Consider the following 18,964-nt stretch of genomic DNA (forward strand, 5'->3'; position numbering starts at 1 on the left):
TCAAAGTCTGCATAATGCATTCGACTTTAGTACTTTTGACTTTCGACAAATTTTTATCCTCTTCTCAATACTTCATCAATCATTCCGTATTCCTTAGCTTCGTCTGCTTTCATCCAGTAATCACGCTCACTATCTGCATGCACTTTATCAAAAGTTTGTCCAGAGTGGTGTGAAATGATGTTGTATAATTCGTCTTTTAATTTCAACATCTCTCTCAAGTTGATTTCCATATCAGTAGCTACACCTTGTGCTCCTCCTGATGGTTGGTGAATCATTACTCTTGAATGTGGCAATGCCGAACGTTTTCCTTCAGCACCAGCGCATAACAACACTGCTCCCATTGAGGCAGCCATACCGGTACAAATTGTAGCAACGTCAGGCTTGATGTATTGCATGGTGTCATAAATCCCTAAACCTGCATATACACTTCCTCCTGGAGAGTTCAAGTAAATTTGAATATCCTTAGAAGCATCTGCACTTTCTAAAAATAACAATTGCGCTTGTACTATGTTTGCAATTTGATCATCGATTCCTGTTCCTAGAAAGATAATTCTATCCATCATTAATCTAGAGAAAACGTCAAGTTGCGAAATGTTTAACTGGCGTTCTTCAATGATATATGGAGTCATATTGGTAGGATTCATTGCCGCAACGATTTTATCGTAATACATGGCATTTACTCCTTGGTGCTTTGTAGCAAACTTTTTAAATTCTTTACCGTAGTTCATGTGTATGTGTTCTAAGTTGTACTTTATCTCTAGTTCTATAATCGGTATTGCAAAGGTCGTTCCGCTTTACAGATCGTGTCAATATGTCTTGCTTTTTAGCCCAGATAGTAGTGGAAAGCTTTTTGAAAGCTGTTTTTTGATTTTATAATTAGGGCAAAGCGACCAAAGGAAGCACTTGCAATAATTGTATAAAATCTAAACAGATAAAAAAACTTGCAACGAAAAGCTGGATTAGCTCCTACTTGCTAAAATAACAAAAGAGCGTCAAAAAAATAAATTTCTGACGCTCAAATATAGGTAATTTTTATTGTTTTGCATTTGTAATAAAATCTTAAAATTTGAAACAACTAACGAAATTGTTTTTCGTTTTTTCAACTTTTGACTTTATGACATTTGACTTTACGACTAGAATTTATTCTCCGTAAGATGCAGCAATAAATTCTTCGTAAGTCACTTCTTTAGTAGTAGGATTTGCTTTTTCTTTGAACACTTCTAATAATTTTTCAGCAACTACTTGATCCGAAAGTCTTTTTACTTCGTCTTGGTTAGACAAAACGCGTGCTACAATTCCTTGAACTTCTTCCTCAGTAGGATTTGTTTGTCCGAATTGTGCCATTTGCTGACGGATATTTTTCGTAGTGAATGTTTTTAAGTCTTCAAAAGTGATTTTGATGTCAGATTGCGCCATAGCTCTACCTTCGATCAATTGAAAACGCAATCCTTTTTCAGAACGTGCATACTCAACCTCAGCTTCTTCTGGAGTTAATTTTTTCTCACCTACCGTTTGTAACCATTTTTTCAAGAACTCAGCTGGTAAATCAAATTTTGTGTTTTCGATTAAGAACTCAGTTACATCACCCAATAATTTTTGATCTGCTTGAGCAGCAAATTGACTTTCAGCATCCTCTTTGATTTTTCCTTTCAATTCTTCAAGTGAAGAGATTGTTCCAGCACCAAACAATTTATCAAACAATTCTTGGTTCAATTCAGCTAATTCAGCAGTGTTGATAGCTTCGATAGTGAAGTTTACATCAACGTCTAAACCGTGAACATCGTCGTGAGCCACTTTCATGACATCCATTAACTGGTGATCGTCTTCAAATAAACCTTTAGTATTTACAGTTACCACATCACCTACTTTTTTACCAATGAATAAATCAAAAGTCGCTTTGTCTTTAAAAAGATCAGCAGCAATAGTAGTGGCATTATTAATTCCTTTTTCTTCGTTAGAGAATGTTCCCGTAACATCTGAATCAGCAGCAACAACTTCTTGAGGAATTGCAGTTCCAAATTGTTTTTGGATTCTTTCTACTTGACCGTCGATTAATTTATCATCAGCAGTAACCACATATTTTACAATGTCATTTTTAGCTTCTAAATCCAATTCGAAATTAGGAACCAAACCGATTTCATATTCGAAAGTCAATTCTTCAGCACTCCAATCAAAGTTTTCATTCACTTTAGGAAGTGGAGTTCCAAGAAGATTCAATCTCTCAGACTGAACGAAACGCTCAAGTGCTAAATCTACAACTTTCTGAACTTCTTCTTGTTTAATAGCTTTACCGTATTGTTTTTCAACAAGGTCTTTTGGCACAGCACCTTTTCTAAAACCTTTAACAGTTGCCAAAGGCATTTTTTCGTTTATTCTTTTTGCTACTTGACCTTTATAATCCATATGAACAACTGTCATTACAATTGTTTCATTTACAGCGTCTATTGCTACTCTTTTAATATCCATCTTCTTCTTTAATTTACATTATAAATTCGGAATGCAAAATTATAAAATTTTTATAAGCCAACCAAGCTTTTTATCGAGACCCTTTTTACCCAATTTCTTCTTTCAAAATCTTATAAAAAGACCATTTCCTAAATATAAATTCTTGAAGTGATTGTTCTTTGCCTTTTTGCTACAAGCTTAAGGAATCCATCTATAGATTTCAGACTCTACCCAAGTCAGGAAACGTATAGATTTTCTTAAACAAAAAAAGCCTCGATAAAATCGAGGCTTTTAGTTTGTGCGTGAATTATTGACCTAATACATCAAAATTGAAAGTTTGTAGCCCGTAGCGGAATCGAACCGCTCTTACATGGATGAAAACCATGCGTCCTAACCGATAGACGAACGGGCCTGCTTTTATTTCGGGTGCAAAAATAGAAACTATTTTTTAAAATCCAAAAAAAAATTGCTGCTTTTTATAAAAAAATAAGAATTACATGGAACAAAACTCGCAACTGTTTGATTTATAATCACTAAAAATTTAAGCAATTTATTTAAAAAATAGGGTTTGAAACCAATAACACCTCTTAGACTTGATCCTTTCTTTAAAAAGACACATTAAAAAAACAGTATTCAAGTAAAAGCACAATCCAGTTCACTAAAGAATCAACTGAATTGTGCTTCTTTATTTTACTTTAAAATATTAAAAAAATTATACTCTAAATTAAGGTAAACACCATTAGGAGCTGTTCTCATCATAGAACTATACAATTCATATCTGTAAGCAAGGTCAATCCTTGCTTGACTGTTTACTATAAATTGAACAGACGGCACTATATCTAAAAAAGATTTTCCATTTTTATTCAATGTTTGTCCTAAAAACTCAATCATTGTATTAATGTTGGTCTGCTTAAAATTAGTGTATTTCTTAGGGTACATCAATTTACCAATAGAAAATGTGTAATTAGTAGCATTGTCACTTAAATTCTCTGGAAAGTTAAAATTGGGTTTGTTATCGTACACTTTTTCAAAACTTAAACTTGAACTAATGGCTACTTTTTTGATGAGCTGCGTGGCTACCAATCCGGTTTCAAAACCTGTGTTTTGTCCTTGAATTTCAATTTGCTCTTGATGAATATCAGCCTTATTAAAACTATAGCGTCCGTAAACTGCCATCCTAAAATGACTTTGCACATCATCAGTTGAAAGAAACCTGTACTTAGCATAAATACTGGCTCCTTCTGTGTTTAATTGATTTTCTCTACTGCTCACAAAAAGCGTTGTACGAACCATCACATTTTTATTAATTCCTAAGGTAGCCTCGGGCATCATGTGGTAGTTGTATCCTGACTCCATTTGTTTTTTAAAAATAGATTGCCCCAAACGAATTCCCAAAGATCCAGCAGGTACATTACTTGCAGGATCCGTGACAACAAAAAGTTCTTGAGCATTAATACTCGTTACAAACAGTAGTAATACCGCACTAAATAACTTCATTATAAAACTCTTTTAATATGATAATCTTCTTCATTATCAAGTGCATAAGTAGGGAATTTTGAAAATGTTTTTTGCATTTTTTTAAATTCCTTATGCGTTAAATACCCTTTATCATAGACTTTTATCTTCGTGTCTTCTGTACTACTTTTCCAATTCTCATCAAGAATAACATAATTCGACTCTTTCTTTTTGAGATCATCTGGCGAGAGTACCACCTCTAGCGAACCTATAAAAAACCCTGCTTTTTCAACTGCATCTTTCAACATTTTTGGCGTAATGGCATTGTTGTTTTCAAAGGCTACAAAAAACGAATTGGTATTTAAATCCGTACTTACATTCACTACTCCATTCATCGCTTTTAATTGCTTATTTATAGCATTCGAACACATTGAGCAGGTTAAACCTGTCGCTTTAATTTCGGCTTTTTGCATTTGCGCAAATCCTGTTAATCCAAATAACAAAACGAAGCCAATAGACATGATTGTTTTAATATGATTTTTTGCCATCTTATTATTTTTTTAAATACGTTAAAATTACCTCTTCAGTAGGGTTTGTCGCTACTAACTTTCCAGAAGCATCAAACAAATATGAACTTGGCAATCCCTCTACTCCAAAAAGCAATGCTGTTTTTGCGTCAAAACCATTTGCATCTATCAATTGCGGATAGGCCAATTTATCTTTTTCAATAGCAGCAATCCATTTTGCCTTATTGGTATCCAATGAAATCCCTACTATTTCAAAATTTTCATTTTTATGAGCATTATAAAAAGGTACTAATTTTTTATTGGCTTGTCTACATGGTCCACACCAAGACGCCCAAAAATCAACTAAAACTACCTTACCCTTAAATGATTCAAGAGTTACTGCAACGTCCTTATCGTTGTTTAACTGAACATTTGGCAACGCATCGCCGGTTTTAATTTGAGCATTGGCTAAAGCCAAATTAAAAACTATACTGAGTATTATTACTATTTTTTTCATCTTGTTTACGGTTTAAAACAGACCTACTTATTGAGCAAAACATGGCTTAACAAGTAGGTACTTGTTTGAATTATTATGTTTTATTCTTGCTTTTTAGCAACTCGATCGTACTGACAACATCCGTGAAGACCATCATAAGCTGCATCTGGAGCTTTGTGATTATCACTATCATAACCAGCTGCAGCAATTCTTTTTAAGATTTCTTCTTGGTTTGTTTTGGCAGGATTGAACACTAATGTTGCCATTTTAGTCTCAGTATCCCACTGCACCTTTGCTACGTTTTTTTGACCACCAGCCGTTTCTATATTTTTTTTACACATACCACAGTTTCCGTAAATTTTTACTGTTTTGGTTACTTTATTATTGCTTTGTGCACTTACTGTTACTGATAACATTATTACTAAGGCTACTATAATTTTATGAATTGTTTTCATCTTGATTTATTTTTTGAGATATAATGCCGACAAATACACCATCACTACATAAAATGTATTGTTGAATAAATGACACGACAAATTTTTGATTTTTTTAAGCTAATTTTTTTTTGACAAGACAGATTTTTGGCTGTCACCAATACAATTATGCTATTTTTGGCGGAAGCCAGATGGATTTATATCCTGAGGATATGAAGATCTTAGAATAATAAAAGTCCTGCTTTTTTGTTGAAAAATCAAATAACGGATTATTAAATTCCAATTGAATACTATTTGTCATTCCTAGATAAACGAAAGAACCTCCGCATGTAATGCTTTTACAAGCGCCATTACAACCTTCGTGAGATTCTTTTTTAGAGGATTGTTTTTTAGAACAACAATCTGTTTTTTCTTTTTTGACTATGCTTTTTTTAGCACAGCACGCCATCTCCCCTTTTTTATTACAAGCCATAGTTGTTGTTGGACTCAAAAAGAATCCAAAAACAACTAAAAGTAATATGTATAGGTTTTTTGACATTTTTATTTATTATCGAATACAAAGATATTTTATTAACCAATTACAATAGAGCATATTATTGCTAAATGAGTGTTAAATTTTAATTTTTACTTGCTAATCCCTAACAATCCATTCATTATTGACTGAGAAACTGATAATAACACACTAAAAATTATTGCCGTAAGAAAGGTCTCTACCTTAAACCCGTCCACAATTTGTGAACACAATACAATCATAAGCGCATTAATAATCAACAAGAACAATCCTAATGTAAGCACTGTAACCGGTAATGTTAGAAGAACAAGAATAGGTTTGATAAAAATATTTAACAATCCTAAAACCACCGCTACAATCAAAGCTGTTGTAAATCCATTTACGTAAACGCCAGGTAAAAAGTTTGCAAGAATTAAAACTATTACTGATGTGATGATAATTTTTAGAAGTAAATTCATGGGATAAATGGTTTTGAAATTAAATTAAAAGTAATAATTTTTTACAGATTTTTGACATTATTCCAAGAAAGAAATTACTTTGTCATAAAACATTGCAGGGTTTTCGGCATGCAGCCAGTGCCCTACTTTAGGTATTGTTTCAATCGTTGCCATAGGAAAATGATGTTCTATGGTACTAAAATCAGTGTCCAAAATATAATTGGAATCACCTCCTCTTATAAACAAAGTAGGCTGCGTAAATATTGCGTTTTCTGGCAACGGCTGGCCTATTTGGTCTAAATTTTGATTAAATGCTTCCAAATTAAATCTAAAAGCCAATTGACCAGGCTCTTTCCAATACAAGTTTTTCAACAAGAACTGTCTTGTACCAAAATCCGGAATGAATTTTTCAAGAATCGTCTCGGCATCATTACGAGTTGGTTTCTTAGAAAAATCAACAGCGTTTAAGCCCGCTAAAATAAGTTGATGATGCTGAGGATACAGTTTTGGACCTATGTCTGCAACGATTAGCTTACTAATCAATTGCGGTTGTGTTGTAGCCAGTGTCATAGCTACTTTGCCACCCATACTGTGCCCAATAATAAAAATAGAGGACAACTCATGCGCTTGACAATATTCAAAAACATCTTGTGCCATGATTGCATAACTAAATTCACTAGAATGTAAGCTTCTACCGTGATTGCGAAGATCTAGCGTGTGAACTTGAAAATGAGCTGCAAATTGCGTTGCCAATGATTTCCAATTGTCTGACATGCCCAAGAATCCATGCAGAATTAAAAGCGGTTGCCCTGAACCTTCTATTTTTGAAAAAAGCATATGCTATTATTTTTTAAACTTAATTGACTCTTATTTACTTCAACTTTCTTAAATACATGTTCACCACATTATCAAATCCTAAATAAAGAGATTCCGAAATTAAGGCGTGACCAATGGAAACTTCCAGTAAACCCGGAATATTCTCTTTAAAAAACTGAATATTATCTAAACTTAAATCATGACCCGCGTTAATCCCTAATCCCAGTTGATTAGCAATTTCAGCCGCTTTAATGTAAGGGTCAATTCCTTTTTTGTTCCCTAAACTGTATTGGTGTGCAAATTCCTCTGTGTATAATTCTATTCTTTCGGTTCCTGTTTTTTGAGCTCCTTCAATCATGGCGGCAATGGGATCTACAAAAATAGATGTTCGAATGCCGTGACGCTGAAACTCCTTAATTACTTCTGTTAAATAGGATTGGTTTGCAATCGTATCCCAACCCGCAGAGGAAGTAATAGCTCCTATGGCATCTGGAACCAAGGTTACTTGCGTAGGCTTGCACTCTAATACCAAATCGATAAAGTTGTGCTGTGGATTTCCTTCTATATTATACTCTGTATGAACAACTGCTTTTAAGTCACGTGCATCTTGATACCTAATATGGCGTTCGTCAGGTCTAGGATGGATTGTTATTCCTTGTGCACCAAAATTTTGTAGATCTATGGCTACCTGTAAAAGATTAGGAACATTGCCACCACGAGCATTACGTAACGTAGCTATTTTATTAATATTTACACTTAACTTTGTCATTTATATCGCTTTTATTTTGATAGTTATATTTATGATTACAAAAATACAAAGTAAAACTTAGGAGATTTTGCTAATTTTTGATTATTTTGCAAGAAATATTGCGGATTGATTTATGACAGAAATTACAGAGTTTATAACCAACGATTTTAAGGCTATTGACAAACAAGAATCTATAGCTACGGTTCAGGATTTTTTTAGTGAGCTCCACTACTCTCACTTTCCTGTTGTAGATGAGGGTGTATATATAGGTAGCATTCCATCAGAGGATATAGAAACATTTGATAGCACTAAAAAAGTAGCCGATTATCGCTTCACCCTTGAAGGTTTTTTTACAAGAACTAATATGGTGTGGCTCGACGTACTTGAAGTTTTTGCTAGAAACAAAACGAATTTAGTTCCTGTTCTAGATGAAAACAATACTTATGTTGGGTATTATGAAATGGAGGATGTTATGCGTTATTTTCACGACACCCCATTTTTAAAAGAACCAGGAGGAATCATTGTAGTAAAAAAACCCGTGCTAGAATACTCCATGAGTCAGATAGCGCAAATTGTAGAGAGTAATAACGGTAAACTTCTAGGATTATTCGTTTCTGAGGTTGAGGTTGACAATGTAGTGGTAACTTTAAAAATAACTCTTGGAGCCATGAATGAAATTATTCAAACATTCAGAAGATACAATTACATTATCCTGACAGAGCACCAAGAAGACAATTACATCAACAATTTAAAAGAACGCTCTGATTATTTAGACAAATACCTAAATATCTAGAGCAAAATTTCACATTCAAAAAGTGTTATACCAATTATTCCATAAAACGATTATCCAAAAAATATGAAAGTTGCTATCTACGGTCAATATTATCAAAACAGCACAGAACCAATTATCAATGATATCTTTGATTTTTTCAATAAAAAAAAGGTTGAAATGGTTATTGAAGTTCAATTTTTGAAAATATTAAACGACAAGAAAATTGTAGAAAAGACATACAATACCTTTAGTAAACACACTGAATTAGACAGTAGTTTTGATATGTTGATAAGCATAGGTGGAGATGGCACTATATTAAGAGCTGCTACGTTAGTGAGAGACTCAGGTATTCCAATATTAGGTATAAATGCAGGCAGACTAGGCTTTTTAGCCACAGTACAAAAGGAAAATATTGCAGCATTTATGCAATTTGTAATTGATAAAAAATATACCATTTCAAAAAGAACTCTCCTGAGTTTAACCTGCACACCCTCAAATGAGGCTATTGAAGAAATTAATTTTGCAATGAATGAAATAACAGTGAGCAGAAAAGATACTACTTCTATGATCACTATTGACACATATCTAAATGGAGAGTTTTTAAATTCATATTGGGCAGACGGCCTCATTATATCAACCCCAACAGGATCAACTGGATATTCATTAAGTTGTGGTGGACCAATATTAACTCCTGATGTAAAAAGTCTTGTCATTACACCAATTGCACCACACAACCTCACGGCACGACCACTTGTAGTTCCAGACGAAACAGAAATCAGACTAAAAGTATCTGGAAGAGAAGAAAATTATTTGGTTTCATTAGATTCAAGAGTTACCTCAATAAAAAATGAATCGATATTAACCTTAAATAAAACACCATTTCAAATTAATATGGTTGAAATACCCGAAGAAACTTTCCTAAAAACACTTCGTAACAAATTACTTTGGGGTCAAGACAAGCGCAATTAAATCATTTTACTTAAAAGGCTATACGATTTTATCAGTTTTTTACGTTTAAAAGAAACAAACGCCTTGTTTAAAGAACGTTACTATGTGAATTATTAAAAAAATACACATTTAACAGATTGGGCATTGTATCGAATTGATAATTATTATATTTGCACGCAATTTTTGAGTTAATGAAGAAGATCTTTTATTTATTATTATCTATTATTCCCTTTACTGAAGTACAATCTCAAATACATGAGGTTGGTGTTTTTATGGGCGGTAGCAATTACATAGGTGATGTAGGAACAACAACTTATATTGCACCAAATGAAACTGCTTTTGGTTTTTTATACAAATGGAATAAAAGCCCGAGGCATTCCTACAGGTTTTCATACAATCAATCTCATCTTACTGCTAGAGACCAAGATTCTAAAGAAGGAAGTAGAACTAATAGAGGTTATGATTTTAAAACAAATATTCAAGAAGTATCATTAGGTCTGGAATTCAATTTTTTTGACTTTAATCTTCATGAATCATCTACTAAAATTACTCCGTATGTGGCATCAGGTATTAATTATATCTTTGCTGATTATAACTTAAACAACAGCAAGACCAGCTTAACTGTAAATGGAAGAACAGAAAGAAAAAAGTCTGTTGCAATACCAATGATAATTGGAATTAAGTCTAATATTACACGCAGACTAATATTAGCATTAGAAACAGGTGCCCGATACACCTTTACCGATAATATAGACGGTAGTTTTAATCAAAATTTTGGGAATATAAATAATAACGATTGGTATGTTTTTACAGGAGTAAGTCTTACATACACTTTTGGACAAAAACCGTGTTATTGCACAGAATAAAAATGAATTTATTAGAGAATATAGACACCACTAGATTACCCAAACACCTAGCCATCATAATGGATGGTAACGGACGCTGGGCAAAACAACAAGGATTTTTACGCGCTTTTGGTCACGAAAGCGGTACTAAATCAGTAAAAGTTATTATTGAAGCTACAGCAAAATTAGGCATTGAGTGCCTAACATTATACGCATTCTCTACCGAAAACTGGAATAGACCTAAGCTTGAAGTAGAAACCTTAATGAAGGTTCTTATAAATTCCCTAAAGAAAGAGTTGAACACACTGCAAAAAAACAACATTAAGCTTAACGCAATAGGCAACTTAGAAAAACTCCCTAAAACAGCTCAAAAAGAATTACTTGACGTTATTGAAAAGACCAAAAACAATACTCAAATGACTTTGACTTTGGCGCTAAGCTATGGTTCAAGAGAAGAACTCGTTTCGGCCGTAAAAAACATCTGTAGTAAAGTTAAAAATAATATAATTTCAATAGACAATATTGACGATTCCATTATTAATGAGCATCTTTACACGCAAAATTTACCAGAGGTAGATTTATTAATACGAACAAGTGGAGAACATAGGATAAGTAATTTTTTGTTGTGGCAAATAGCCTATGCAGAATTATATTTTACTGATATATTGTGGCCAGACTTTAAAGAACAAGATTTATATGAGGCTATCATTAGTTATCAAAAAAGAGAACGCAGATTTGGAAAAACAAGTGAACAAATTAAATAATTTTTTAGTGTTAAAAAAAAGCATACAATTAGCCCTTAGCGTATTAATTTTCGGGTGTTTTACACAAGTAAAAGCGCAGGAAAGAGTTCCTTTTGATCAAGGAAAAAAATACATATTAGCTGATGTTACCGTTGTAGGCGATATTAGTTTTAACAGTCAGACTGTAGTTACTTTTACAGGACTACAAAAAGGTCAAGAAATTACAATTCCTGGAGAAGAAGTAAGTACTGCTATAAAAAAACTAGGCAAGCTTGGCTTATTTGATGAAATCTCTTTTTATATAAATAAAATTCAAAACGATAGTATTTATCTAGATTTAAACATTGTTGAATTACCAAAACTAGGTGAAGTAAAAATTGTAGGTGTTAAAAAAGCTAAAGTGGAAGAACTGATCAAAGACAACTCTCTTACTAAAGGGAAAGTTGTTAATGAGAATTTAATAACAACCACTAAAAATTATATTGAAAATAAATATAAGAAAGATGGTTTTTACAACACTAAAGTTAACATCAACACCATAAAAGACACCACTACTATCAATCAAGTGAATATGCTTGTAAACATTGATAAAGGTGACAAGGTAAAAATAGAAAGTATTGATTTTGTAGGAAACACTAAAATAAGTGACAAAAAACTACGAAATGCAATGAAAGATACAAAACAAAAGAAATTGACTCGTCTTTTAAAACCATCTAAATACATTAAAGACAAATACAAAACAGATCTTGAAAAAGTAATAGCTTCTTACAAAGAAAAAGGTTTTAGAGATGCTAGAATAGTATCTGATTCTATAGTGTACAATAAAGACAAAAACCTCTTAAACATAAAAATTAATGTTGAAGAAGGAAATAAATATTACTTTGGAAACATAAAATTTCTTGGAAATACGGTCTATACTGATCAAGGTTTAGCTAGAGTTTTAGGAGTTAAAAAAGGAGATACATACAACGGCGTTTTACTTGAAAAAAGAATTGCTGACAAATCTAAACCAGATGCTGAAGACTTAACAAACTTATATCAAAATAATGGTTATTTATTTTCGAATGTAAATGCTGTTGAAGTTAAAACGGCAAACGATACCATTGATTTTGAGATTAGAATTACCGAAGGACCTATCGCTTATTTTAACAAAATTACGGTAGTAGGAAATGACAAAACTAATGATAGAGTAATTTACCGTGAATTAAGAACTAAGCCAGGGGAAAAATACAGTAAAGACGAATTAGTACGTACGGTTCGTGAAATTGGACAATTAGGATTTTTTGATCCTGAAGCAATTGATCCGAAATTTAAAAATGTAGACTCAGGAGCTGGAACGGTAGATATTGAATACAATCTTGTAGAGAAAGGATCTAGCCAAATTGAACTTCAAGGTGGTTATGGTGGTGGTGGTTTCATAGGTACACTTGGACTATCATTTAATAATTTTTCTGCTCGAAATATGTTTAAAAAAGAAGCATACAAGCCATTACCTATGGGAGACGGACAAAAAGTTTCATTGCGTTTGCAAGCTAGTACTTTTTTTCAAACGTATAGTGTATCATTTTCAGAGCCTTGGTTCGGAGGTAAAAAACCAGTATCTTTTAGTTCATCACTATCATACAGTAAACAATTTTTGAACAATTTTATTACACAAAGAGCAGACAAAACAAGAAGTTTTGATATCCTAACCTTGTCTGTAGGTCTTGCAAAAAGACTTACTGTGCCAGATGATTTCTTTGTATTATCCCAATCTGTAAGTTACCAGCACTATTCGTTAAACAACTACAACACTGGTTTGTTTACCTTTGGTAACGGAACTTCAAGAAACTTATCATATACAATAGGACTTACAAGAAACAGTAAAGGTGTAAACCCTATTTTCCCAACATACGGATCAGAGGTCAGCCTTTCGGCAAAATTGACACCTCCTTATTCTTTGTTTAATGGAGTAGATTATGCTAACCTTGGCAATCAAGAAGAATACAAATTAAAGAATACAGTAGACAGACAAAATGTACCCGATGCTAATGGAAACATAGTAAACATTGGAGATTATGTTGATACTAATGGTAATAAAGTAACTGATTTTAATTTGGCTGCAGCCGATGCAAGTAAAGTTGACCAAAAAAGATTCAACTGGTTAGAATACTATAAAGTAAAATTCAAAGCTGATACGTATACCAAAATTTATGGTAAATTAGTATTGCGTTTATTAACAGAGTTTGGATTTTTAGGAAGCTACAATCAAGAACGTGGAGCAGTTCCGTTTGAAAGATATTATTTAGGTGGAGACGGATTAGCAAACTTTGCAATGGATGGACGTGAAAACATTCAATTGCGCGGTTATCCTAACAACTCTCTTACACCTACAAATGAAAGAGGAGAACAAATAGGTGGAACAGTATTTAACAAGTTTTCTATGGAACTACGTTACCCTATAACATTAAAACAATCAGCATCTATATATGCACTTGGATTTTTAGAGGCGGGTTCAGCATACAAAGATTTTAAAGCTTATAACCCATTTTCTTTAAACAGATCAGCGGGTGTTGGATTGCGTGTTTTCATGCCAGCATTTGGATTATTAGGAATTGATTTTGGTCATGGATTTGATGCACTTCCAGGACAAGCCAAAGCAAATGGATGGGAAACGCATTTCATTATAGGCCAACAGTTCTAAGCATCATTTTTGCAACTTAAAATAGTACCATTATGAAAAAACAATTTATAGTCGTTTTTGTAGTATTTGCATTTGTTATCCACGGATTGAATGCACAAGTCAAAGGAACAAAACTTGGGTACATAGATATGGAGTATATTTTACAAAATGTACCCGATTATATTGAGGCAAAAAATCAATTGGAACAAAGAACTCAAAAATGGAAAATTGAGATTGATACCAAAAGAAATGAAATTAATTCTCTAAAGGAAGCGCTGAAAGCAGAAAAAACTTTATTAACAAAAGAGCTGATTGAAGAAAGAGAAACAGAAATTCGGTTTCTTGAAAATGAAAATTTAGAGTATCAGCAAAAGAGATTTGGTCCCAACGGAGATTTAATAGCTCAAAAAGAAACACTGATAAAACCAATTCAAGATCAAGTTTTCACAGCAGTCCAAGATATTGCAGACCGATTGAAGTATGATTTTATTTTTGATAAATCTTCGGACCTAACCATGCTTTTTGCCGCAAAAAAATTCGATATTAGCGATCAAGTTTTAAGAGTTCTTACACGTGCTGAAAAAAGAGAGCAACTCACAAAAAAACAGCTTAAAGATGCTGAGGCAAGGGAAAGTAAAGAAGATGCCGATGCAAATAACGAACTTGTTCAAGAGAGACAAAAAGTTCTAGAGGAGAAAAAGACGGCTCGAGACAAAGCTTTTGAGGAGCGCAAAGCATTGCAAGAGCAAAAGAAGAAAGAGTTCGAGGACAACAAAAAAAGAATTCAAGAGGAAAGATTGGCTAAAAAAAATGGCACGGTTTTAGCAAAACCAACTTCAGATGACGCAACTAAAACCGCAACAAATGAAGCAAGTAAAACGACCCAAAAAACGGAAGAAGTAAAATTAAATTCAGCCGAAGAGAAAAAGAAAATTTTTGAAGAGCGCAAGAAAGCTTTAGAGGATAAAAAGAAAAAAATCCTTGAAGATCGCGAAGCTCAAAGAAAAGCAAAAGAAGATTTACAAAAGAAGAACACAAATAACAATTAATTACTTAATATTTTAAAACCGATGAAACAAATCAAAACTCTATTAATTGCTGCACTATTAATGTTAGGAGCAAACCAAACCGTTAATGCACAAGCAAAGACAGCTCATGTTGATGTAAGTGAAATTATGACAAAAATGCCAGCAGTATTAGATGGTCAAAAACAATTAGATAAATTGAGTGGTACATACGATGCTGAATACAAAAAAATGGTAGAGGAATACCAAGGGAAATTAAAAAAGTACGAAGCAGAAGCTGCTACAGTAACTGAAGCTATAAACGGTGAACGTTCAAAAGAAGTACAAGACATGCAAAAAAGAATTGTTGATTACAGAGACAATGCTCAAAAAGAATTGCAACAAAAAGAATCAGATATCATGAAACCACTTATGGAAAAAGTAAGAGCTTCAATCCAAAAAATTGGTAAAGCAAAAGGTTTTCAATATATCGTTGATGGATCTTCTTTATTACTTGCTGACGGACCAAACTTGACAGCTGATGTTAAAAAAGATTTAGGTTTCTAAAAAAATCAAGCTTTAAATTATAAAAACTGCTCCTACTATTAAAGTTTGAGCAGTTTTTTGTTTCAATACAGTATTGCAATATTAAATTTAAGCACATAACTTTGTTACTATGGACTACAACAATCAGCCGATAGGAATTTTTGACTCAGGAATAGGTGGCACCTCTATATGGAGTGCTATACATGCATTGCTTCCAAATGAAAAAACAATATATCTTGCCGATAGCAAAAATGCTCCCTACGGTCAAAAATCAAAATCAGAGATTATTGCCTTGAGCATGAAAAACACTGATTTTTTATTAGATATGGGTTGTAAATTAATAGTAGTTGCCTGCAATACAGCTACCACAAATGCCATTCAAGAATTAAGAGCCAAATATAGTATTCCGTTCATTGGTATAGAACCAGCTATAAAACCTGCTGTTACGCATTCAAAAACACAAGTAATTGGCATTTTAGCTACACAAGGTACACTCAATAGCGAACTCTTTAATAAAACAACTGAAAAATATCAGGATACAAAAATAATTGAACAAGTAGGACACGGTTTGGTTCAATTGATAGAAAACGGGCAGATAAACTCCCCAGAAATGACTCTTTTACTAGAATCTTATCTTACACCAATGATTCGTGAAAACATTGATTATCTTGTACTAGGTTGCAGCCATTACCCCTATTTGATTCCGCAAATAAAGAAAATACTCCCTGATCACATTCAAATTATTGATTCAGGCCAGGCTGTAGCCAAACAAACACAAAATATACTAAGAGAAAAAGTAGGTTTCACAAATAGTTCGGAGTCTGAAAATATATTTTATACGAACACAGATCCAAAAGTGCTTCAAGAAATTATTGGCAACGAATTTATCGCCATTAGCAAAGACTTTTAAAGTAAGTTACTCTTCTTTGAACCAGCTCGAATACATCACATAATTATTAGAGATACGTTCAATTTCGCCAGCAAAATCAGACTGATCAATATCCTTAACTTTCTTTGCGGGTACTCCAGCCCAAATTGAACCTGAAGTCACAACTGTGTTTTGAGTAATTACAGCACCTGCAGCTACAATAGAGTTACTTTCTACAATACAATTATCCATAACTATTGCTCCCATACCTATTAAAACGTTGTCGTGTAAGGTACAACCGTGAACAATAGCATTATGCCCTATAGAAACATTATTCCCTATAATTGTGGGGTGCTTTTTATAGGTACAATGAATAACGGCACCATCTTGAATATTTACCTTATCTCCTATAGTAATAAAATTCACATCACCCCTAATTACAGCATTAAACCAAACACTACAATTTTTTCCAAATTTTACATCGCCTATAATGGTTGCATTTTCTGCAATGTAGCAATCTTCAGGTATGGCAGGAGTTTTTCCTAGAACCGATTTTATGATCATAAAAAAATTAGTTTATGGCTGGACAATTACATGAATATTTAGCTGGCTTACAAAATAAATCAATCCCTAAGGTAATTTGATGATAACCACCGTTATCAAATTGCACAGCTCCCGAAAGTTGAGAATAGGTATAAGCAAACATAAACTTATTAACATTCACCCCTACAATTGGGGTAATATATTGTAATTTTTGGGTACCAATAACACCGTTATTATTAAACTGTGCACCCTCTAAACTACGTCTGTACGAAAGACCACCCCACACACGTCCAAAATCAATGTTTTTATAAACTTTCAAATTAAAGTCCATTGATTTTTCTTTTGTTGTTTCTACCATTTGAAACAAAACAGAGGGCTCCCAAAGCAACGCTTTTGGATTACCAAAATTATATCCTGCACTGATTAAATATTTTCTAAGATTATCACTTTCATACTCACTGTAAACAGTTCTTCTGGTTTCTAAAGCATTTTTAACAGTCGCGTGTGCATAAAAATCGAGAAAATTATATGACAAACCAATGTCAGTATTAAAATAAGCCTCTTTAATGATTACAGAGCCATCAACAGAAGGATCACTTTGTCCTGGCTCTAAAAAAGAAGTTTGGTCTAGTTGACTTTGAATAAAACCCGCACTCAATCCAAATGAAAGTTGATTAAGATCTACTTCATCTCTTGAAAACATCAAATGATAAGCATAAGTAAGTTTCACACCCTTTTGAGAATGAAATCCATTTTTATCATTAAAAACAATAATACCAGCACCAGCATTATCACTTATTCTACCATTAAAACTGAGTGTTTGTAAAGCTGGAGCATCTTCTTGATCAAACCATTGTTTACGGGCAGTAAGTCTTATTTTGGAACAATTTGCAGCTCCTGCCATAGAAGGATGTAGAAGGTAATAATTATCAGATAGATAATCGGAATAAACGGGAATTCCCTCTTGAGCAAAAGAATATTGGCAAAAGAAAAAAACAAGTAAAACAGTAAGTTTTTGATACATCGAAAATAATTTAATTCACCAAATGAATTCACTGGCTATAATTGCGTAAAATCAAATCTTGAAACCATAAACTTGATAACAAAAGTTAATTTCTTCTTTAAAAAATCAAATATAGGTATTCATAGAAAATAACTTTAGTAAATTTGTAAAAATTTCAAAAATCATGAGCAAAATCACCATAAAAGAAACGCAAAATCCAACTATATTAAAATTTGAATTTGAAGATTTTATTACACAAAATGAAAATTTTGAGTTTAAGAATATCGACGAAGCAAAAGAATCGCCATTGGCTCAAAAATTATTTTATTTACCCTTTGTAAAAACCGTGTATATATCTGGTAACTTTATTGCAATCGAAAGATTTAGCATTGTAGAATGGGATGATGTCAAGGACGCAGTTGCAGAGCAGATTGAACAATTTATAATAGACGGAGGCGTAATTGTAACTAAAAGTGAAACTACTACAAAAAAGCAACCTGTTAATGTTTATGGAGAAACTACTCCAAATCCAGCTGCATTAAAATTTGTAGTTAGTAAAATGTTGACCAAAAATGCTGTAGAATTTAAAAATATAGATCAAACTAGTGCTTCACCTTTAGCAAAGGAATTATTTAAATTTCCTTACGTAAAAGAGATTTTTATTGATGAAAATTATATTTCAATTACAAAATATGATATCAATGAATGGCAAGAAATCACATTAGAATTGAGAAGTTTTATCAAACAATATATTGAAAACGGGGGTATTGTACTAGATGAAAGCTACATTGCAAGCACTACTGAAACCGAAACTATCAAGGCGCAAGAGTTTGATAATTTAGACACCACGTCTCAACAAATTATTAATATTCTAGAAGAATATGTAAAACCTGCTGTTCAGGCTGATGGAGGTAATATAGCTTTTGACTCCTACAATGAGGAGGAAAAACTGGTAAAAGTTATTTTACAAGGAGCTTGTAGTGGTTGTCCATCATCAACTTTTACTTTAAAAAGCGGTATCGAAAACATGTTAAAAAGTATGCTAAACGATGAAAGTATCAAAGTAGAAGCCGTTAATGCATAAGTGCTTTTACTTTTGTTTGGCATTGATTAAATCCTAAAGTATTATATACTTTATTTATTTTAAAAAGCGTTTCTATCGAAGCGCTTTTTTGTGTTTAG

Annotated in this window: 21 protein-coding genes and 1 tRNA gene; 9 read left to right on the forward strand and 13 right to left on the reverse strand. The window is 32.9% G+C overall.

The features are described from left to right. Positions 1-53: 53 nt before the first annotated feature. The 11 genes from clpP to K5V07_RS13025 form a co-directional block, all read right to left on the reverse strand. Complete coding sequence (gene clpP, locus K5V07_RS12975) at positions 54-728, reverse strand: ATP-dependent Clp endopeptidase proteolytic subunit ClpP (RefSeq protein ID WP_026707631.1); 675 nt, start codon at positions 726-728, stop codon at positions 54-56. A gap of 412 nt (positions 729-1,140) precedes the next feature. After that, complete coding sequence (locus K5V07_RS12980) at positions 1,141-2,466, reverse strand: trigger factor (RefSeq protein WP_221917805.1); 1,326 nt, start codon at positions 2,464-2,466, stop codon at positions 1,141-1,143. 319 nt (positions 2,467-2,785) lie between these two features. Beyond that, positions 2,786-2,857 (reverse strand) — tRNA-Glu (locus tag K5V07_RS12985). Between the two features lie 278 nt (positions 2,858-3,135). Then, positions 3,136-3,942, reverse strand: coding sequence for a hypothetical protein (locus tag K5V07_RS12990; RefSeq protein ID WP_221917806.1), 807 nt, complete (start codon positions 3,940-3,942; stop codon positions 3,136-3,138). Then, on the reverse strand, positions 3,942-4,448 hold the full coding sequence (locus K5V07_RS12995) for a heavy-metal-associated domain-containing protein (RefSeq protein WP_221917807.1): 507 nt from the start codon (positions 4,446-4,448) through the stop codon (positions 3,942-3,944). Before K5V07_RS12995 ends, K5V07_RS12990 begins: the two co-directional genes overlap by 1 nt. A 4-nt stretch (positions 4,449-4,452) precedes the next feature. Beyond that, entirely contained in the window at positions 4,453-4,923 is a 471-nt protein-coding gene (locus K5V07_RS13000; protein ID WP_221917808.1) for a TlpA disulfide reductase family protein, read from the reverse strand. An 80-nt stretch (positions 4,924-5,003) separates the two neighbouring features. Next, positions 5,004-5,357 carry a heavy-metal-associated domain-containing protein gene (locus tag K5V07_RS13005; RefSeq protein WP_221917809.1) on the reverse strand — a complete coding sequence of 118 codons (354 nt, stop codon included), beginning with the start codon at positions 5,355-5,357 and terminating at the stop codon, positions 5,004-5,006. Positions 5,358-5,502: 145 nt separating this feature from the next. Continuing rightward, positions 5,503-5,874, reverse strand: a complete 372-nt coding sequence (locus K5V07_RS13010; RefSeq protein WP_221917810.1) for a hypothetical protein — start codon at positions 5,872-5,874, stop codon at positions 5,503-5,505. 86 nt (positions 5,875-5,960) lie between these two features. Further along, entirely contained in the window at positions 5,961-6,305 is a 345-nt protein-coding gene (locus tag K5V07_RS13015; protein ID WP_144889487.1) for a phage holin family protein, read from the reverse strand. Between the two features lie 57 nt (positions 6,306-6,362). After that, positions 6,363-7,121, reverse strand: coding sequence for an alpha/beta fold hydrolase (locus K5V07_RS13020; RefSeq protein ID WP_221917811.1), 759 nt, complete (start codon positions 7,119-7,121; stop codon positions 6,363-6,365). Between the two features lie 34 nt (positions 7,122-7,155). Beyond that, positions 7,156-7,869 carry a pyridoxine 5'-phosphate synthase gene (locus K5V07_RS13025; RefSeq protein WP_221917812.1) on the reverse strand — a complete coding sequence of 238 codons (714 nt, stop codon included), beginning with the start codon at positions 7,867-7,869 and terminating at the stop codon, positions 7,156-7,158. A gap of 112 nt (positions 7,870-7,981) precedes the next feature. Between K5V07_RS13025 and K5V07_RS13030 the strand changes: the two genes are divergently transcribed. The 8 genes from K5V07_RS13030 (at position 7,982) to murI (ending at position 16,278) form a co-directional block, all read left to right on the forward strand. Continuing rightward, positions 7,982-8,641, forward strand: coding sequence for a CBS domain-containing protein (locus K5V07_RS13030; RefSeq protein ID WP_221917813.1), 660 nt, complete (start codon positions 7,982-7,984; stop codon positions 8,639-8,641). A 63-nt stretch (positions 8,642-8,704) separates the two neighbouring features. Then, on the forward strand, positions 8,705-9,589 hold the full coding sequence (locus tag K5V07_RS13035; protein WP_182650702.1) for an NAD kinase: 885 nt from the start codon (positions 8,705-8,707) through the stop codon (positions 9,587-9,589). 170 nt (positions 9,590-9,759) lie between these two features. Further along, positions 9,760-10,434 (forward strand): DUF6089 family protein, encoded by a 675-nt coding sequence (locus tag K5V07_RS13040; RefSeq protein WP_221917814.1) that lies wholly within the window; start codon positions 9,760-9,762, stop codon positions 10,432-10,434. A gap of 2 nt (positions 10,435-10,436) precedes the next feature. Next, entirely contained in the window at positions 10,437-11,177 is a 741-nt protein-coding gene (locus K5V07_RS13045) for an isoprenyl transferase (RefSeq protein WP_144889500.1), read from the forward strand. Further along, a complete protein-coding gene (bamA, locus tag K5V07_RS13050; RefSeq protein ID WP_221917815.1) occupies positions 11,110-13,839 on the forward strand; it encodes an outer membrane protein assembly factor BamA in 2,730 nt (909 codons plus the stop codon). Before K5V07_RS13045 ends, bamA begins: the two co-directional genes overlap by 68 nt. Positions 13,840-13,871: 32 nt before the next feature. Continuing rightward, a complete protein-coding gene (locus K5V07_RS13055) occupies positions 13,872-14,867 on the forward strand; it encodes an OmpH family outer membrane protein (RefSeq protein ID WP_221917816.1) in 996 nt (331 codons plus the stop codon). A 21-nt stretch (positions 14,868-14,888) separates the two neighbouring features. After that, positions 14,889-15,389, forward strand: a complete 501-nt coding sequence (locus tag K5V07_RS13060) for an OmpH family outer membrane protein (protein WP_144889506.1) — start codon at positions 14,889-14,891, stop codon at positions 15,387-15,389. Positions 15,390-15,498: 109 nt separating this feature from the next. Beyond that, positions 15,499-16,278 carry a glutamate racemase gene (gene murI, locus K5V07_RS13065; RefSeq protein ID WP_221917817.1) on the forward strand — a complete coding sequence of 260 codons (780 nt, stop codon included), beginning with the start codon at positions 15,499-15,501 and terminating at the stop codon, positions 16,276-16,278. Between the two features lie 6 nt (positions 16,279-16,284). Here murI and K5V07_RS13070 read toward each other — a convergent pair whose 3' ends face one another. Together K5V07_RS13070 and K5V07_RS13075 are read right to left on the reverse strand one after the other, a co-directional pair. Further along, a complete protein-coding gene (locus tag K5V07_RS13070) occupies positions 16,285-16,800 on the reverse strand; it encodes a gamma carbonic anhydrase family protein (protein WP_221917818.1) in 516 nt (171 codons plus the stop codon). Positions 16,801-16,807: 7 nt separating this feature from the next. Then, complete coding sequence (locus K5V07_RS13075; protein ID WP_221917819.1) at positions 16,808-17,803, reverse strand: type IX secretion system membrane protein PorP/SprF; 996 nt, start codon at positions 17,801-17,803, stop codon at positions 16,808-16,810. A gap of 163 nt (positions 17,804-17,966) precedes the next feature. Between K5V07_RS13075 and K5V07_RS13080 the strand changes: the two genes are divergently transcribed. Next, the gene (locus tag K5V07_RS13080; protein WP_221917820.1) at positions 17,967-18,866 is read left to right on the forward strand and encodes a NifU family protein; all 900 of its coding nucleotides are present in this window, start codon (positions 17,967-17,969) and stop codon (positions 18,864-18,866) included. Positions 18,867-18,964: the final 98 nt, after the last annotated feature.

This window comes from Flavobacterium sp. CHNK8, assembly GCF_019774515.1.
GTDB lineage: Bacteria > Bacteroidota > Bacteroidia > Flavobacteriales > Flavobacteriaceae > Flavobacterium > Flavobacterium tiangeerense.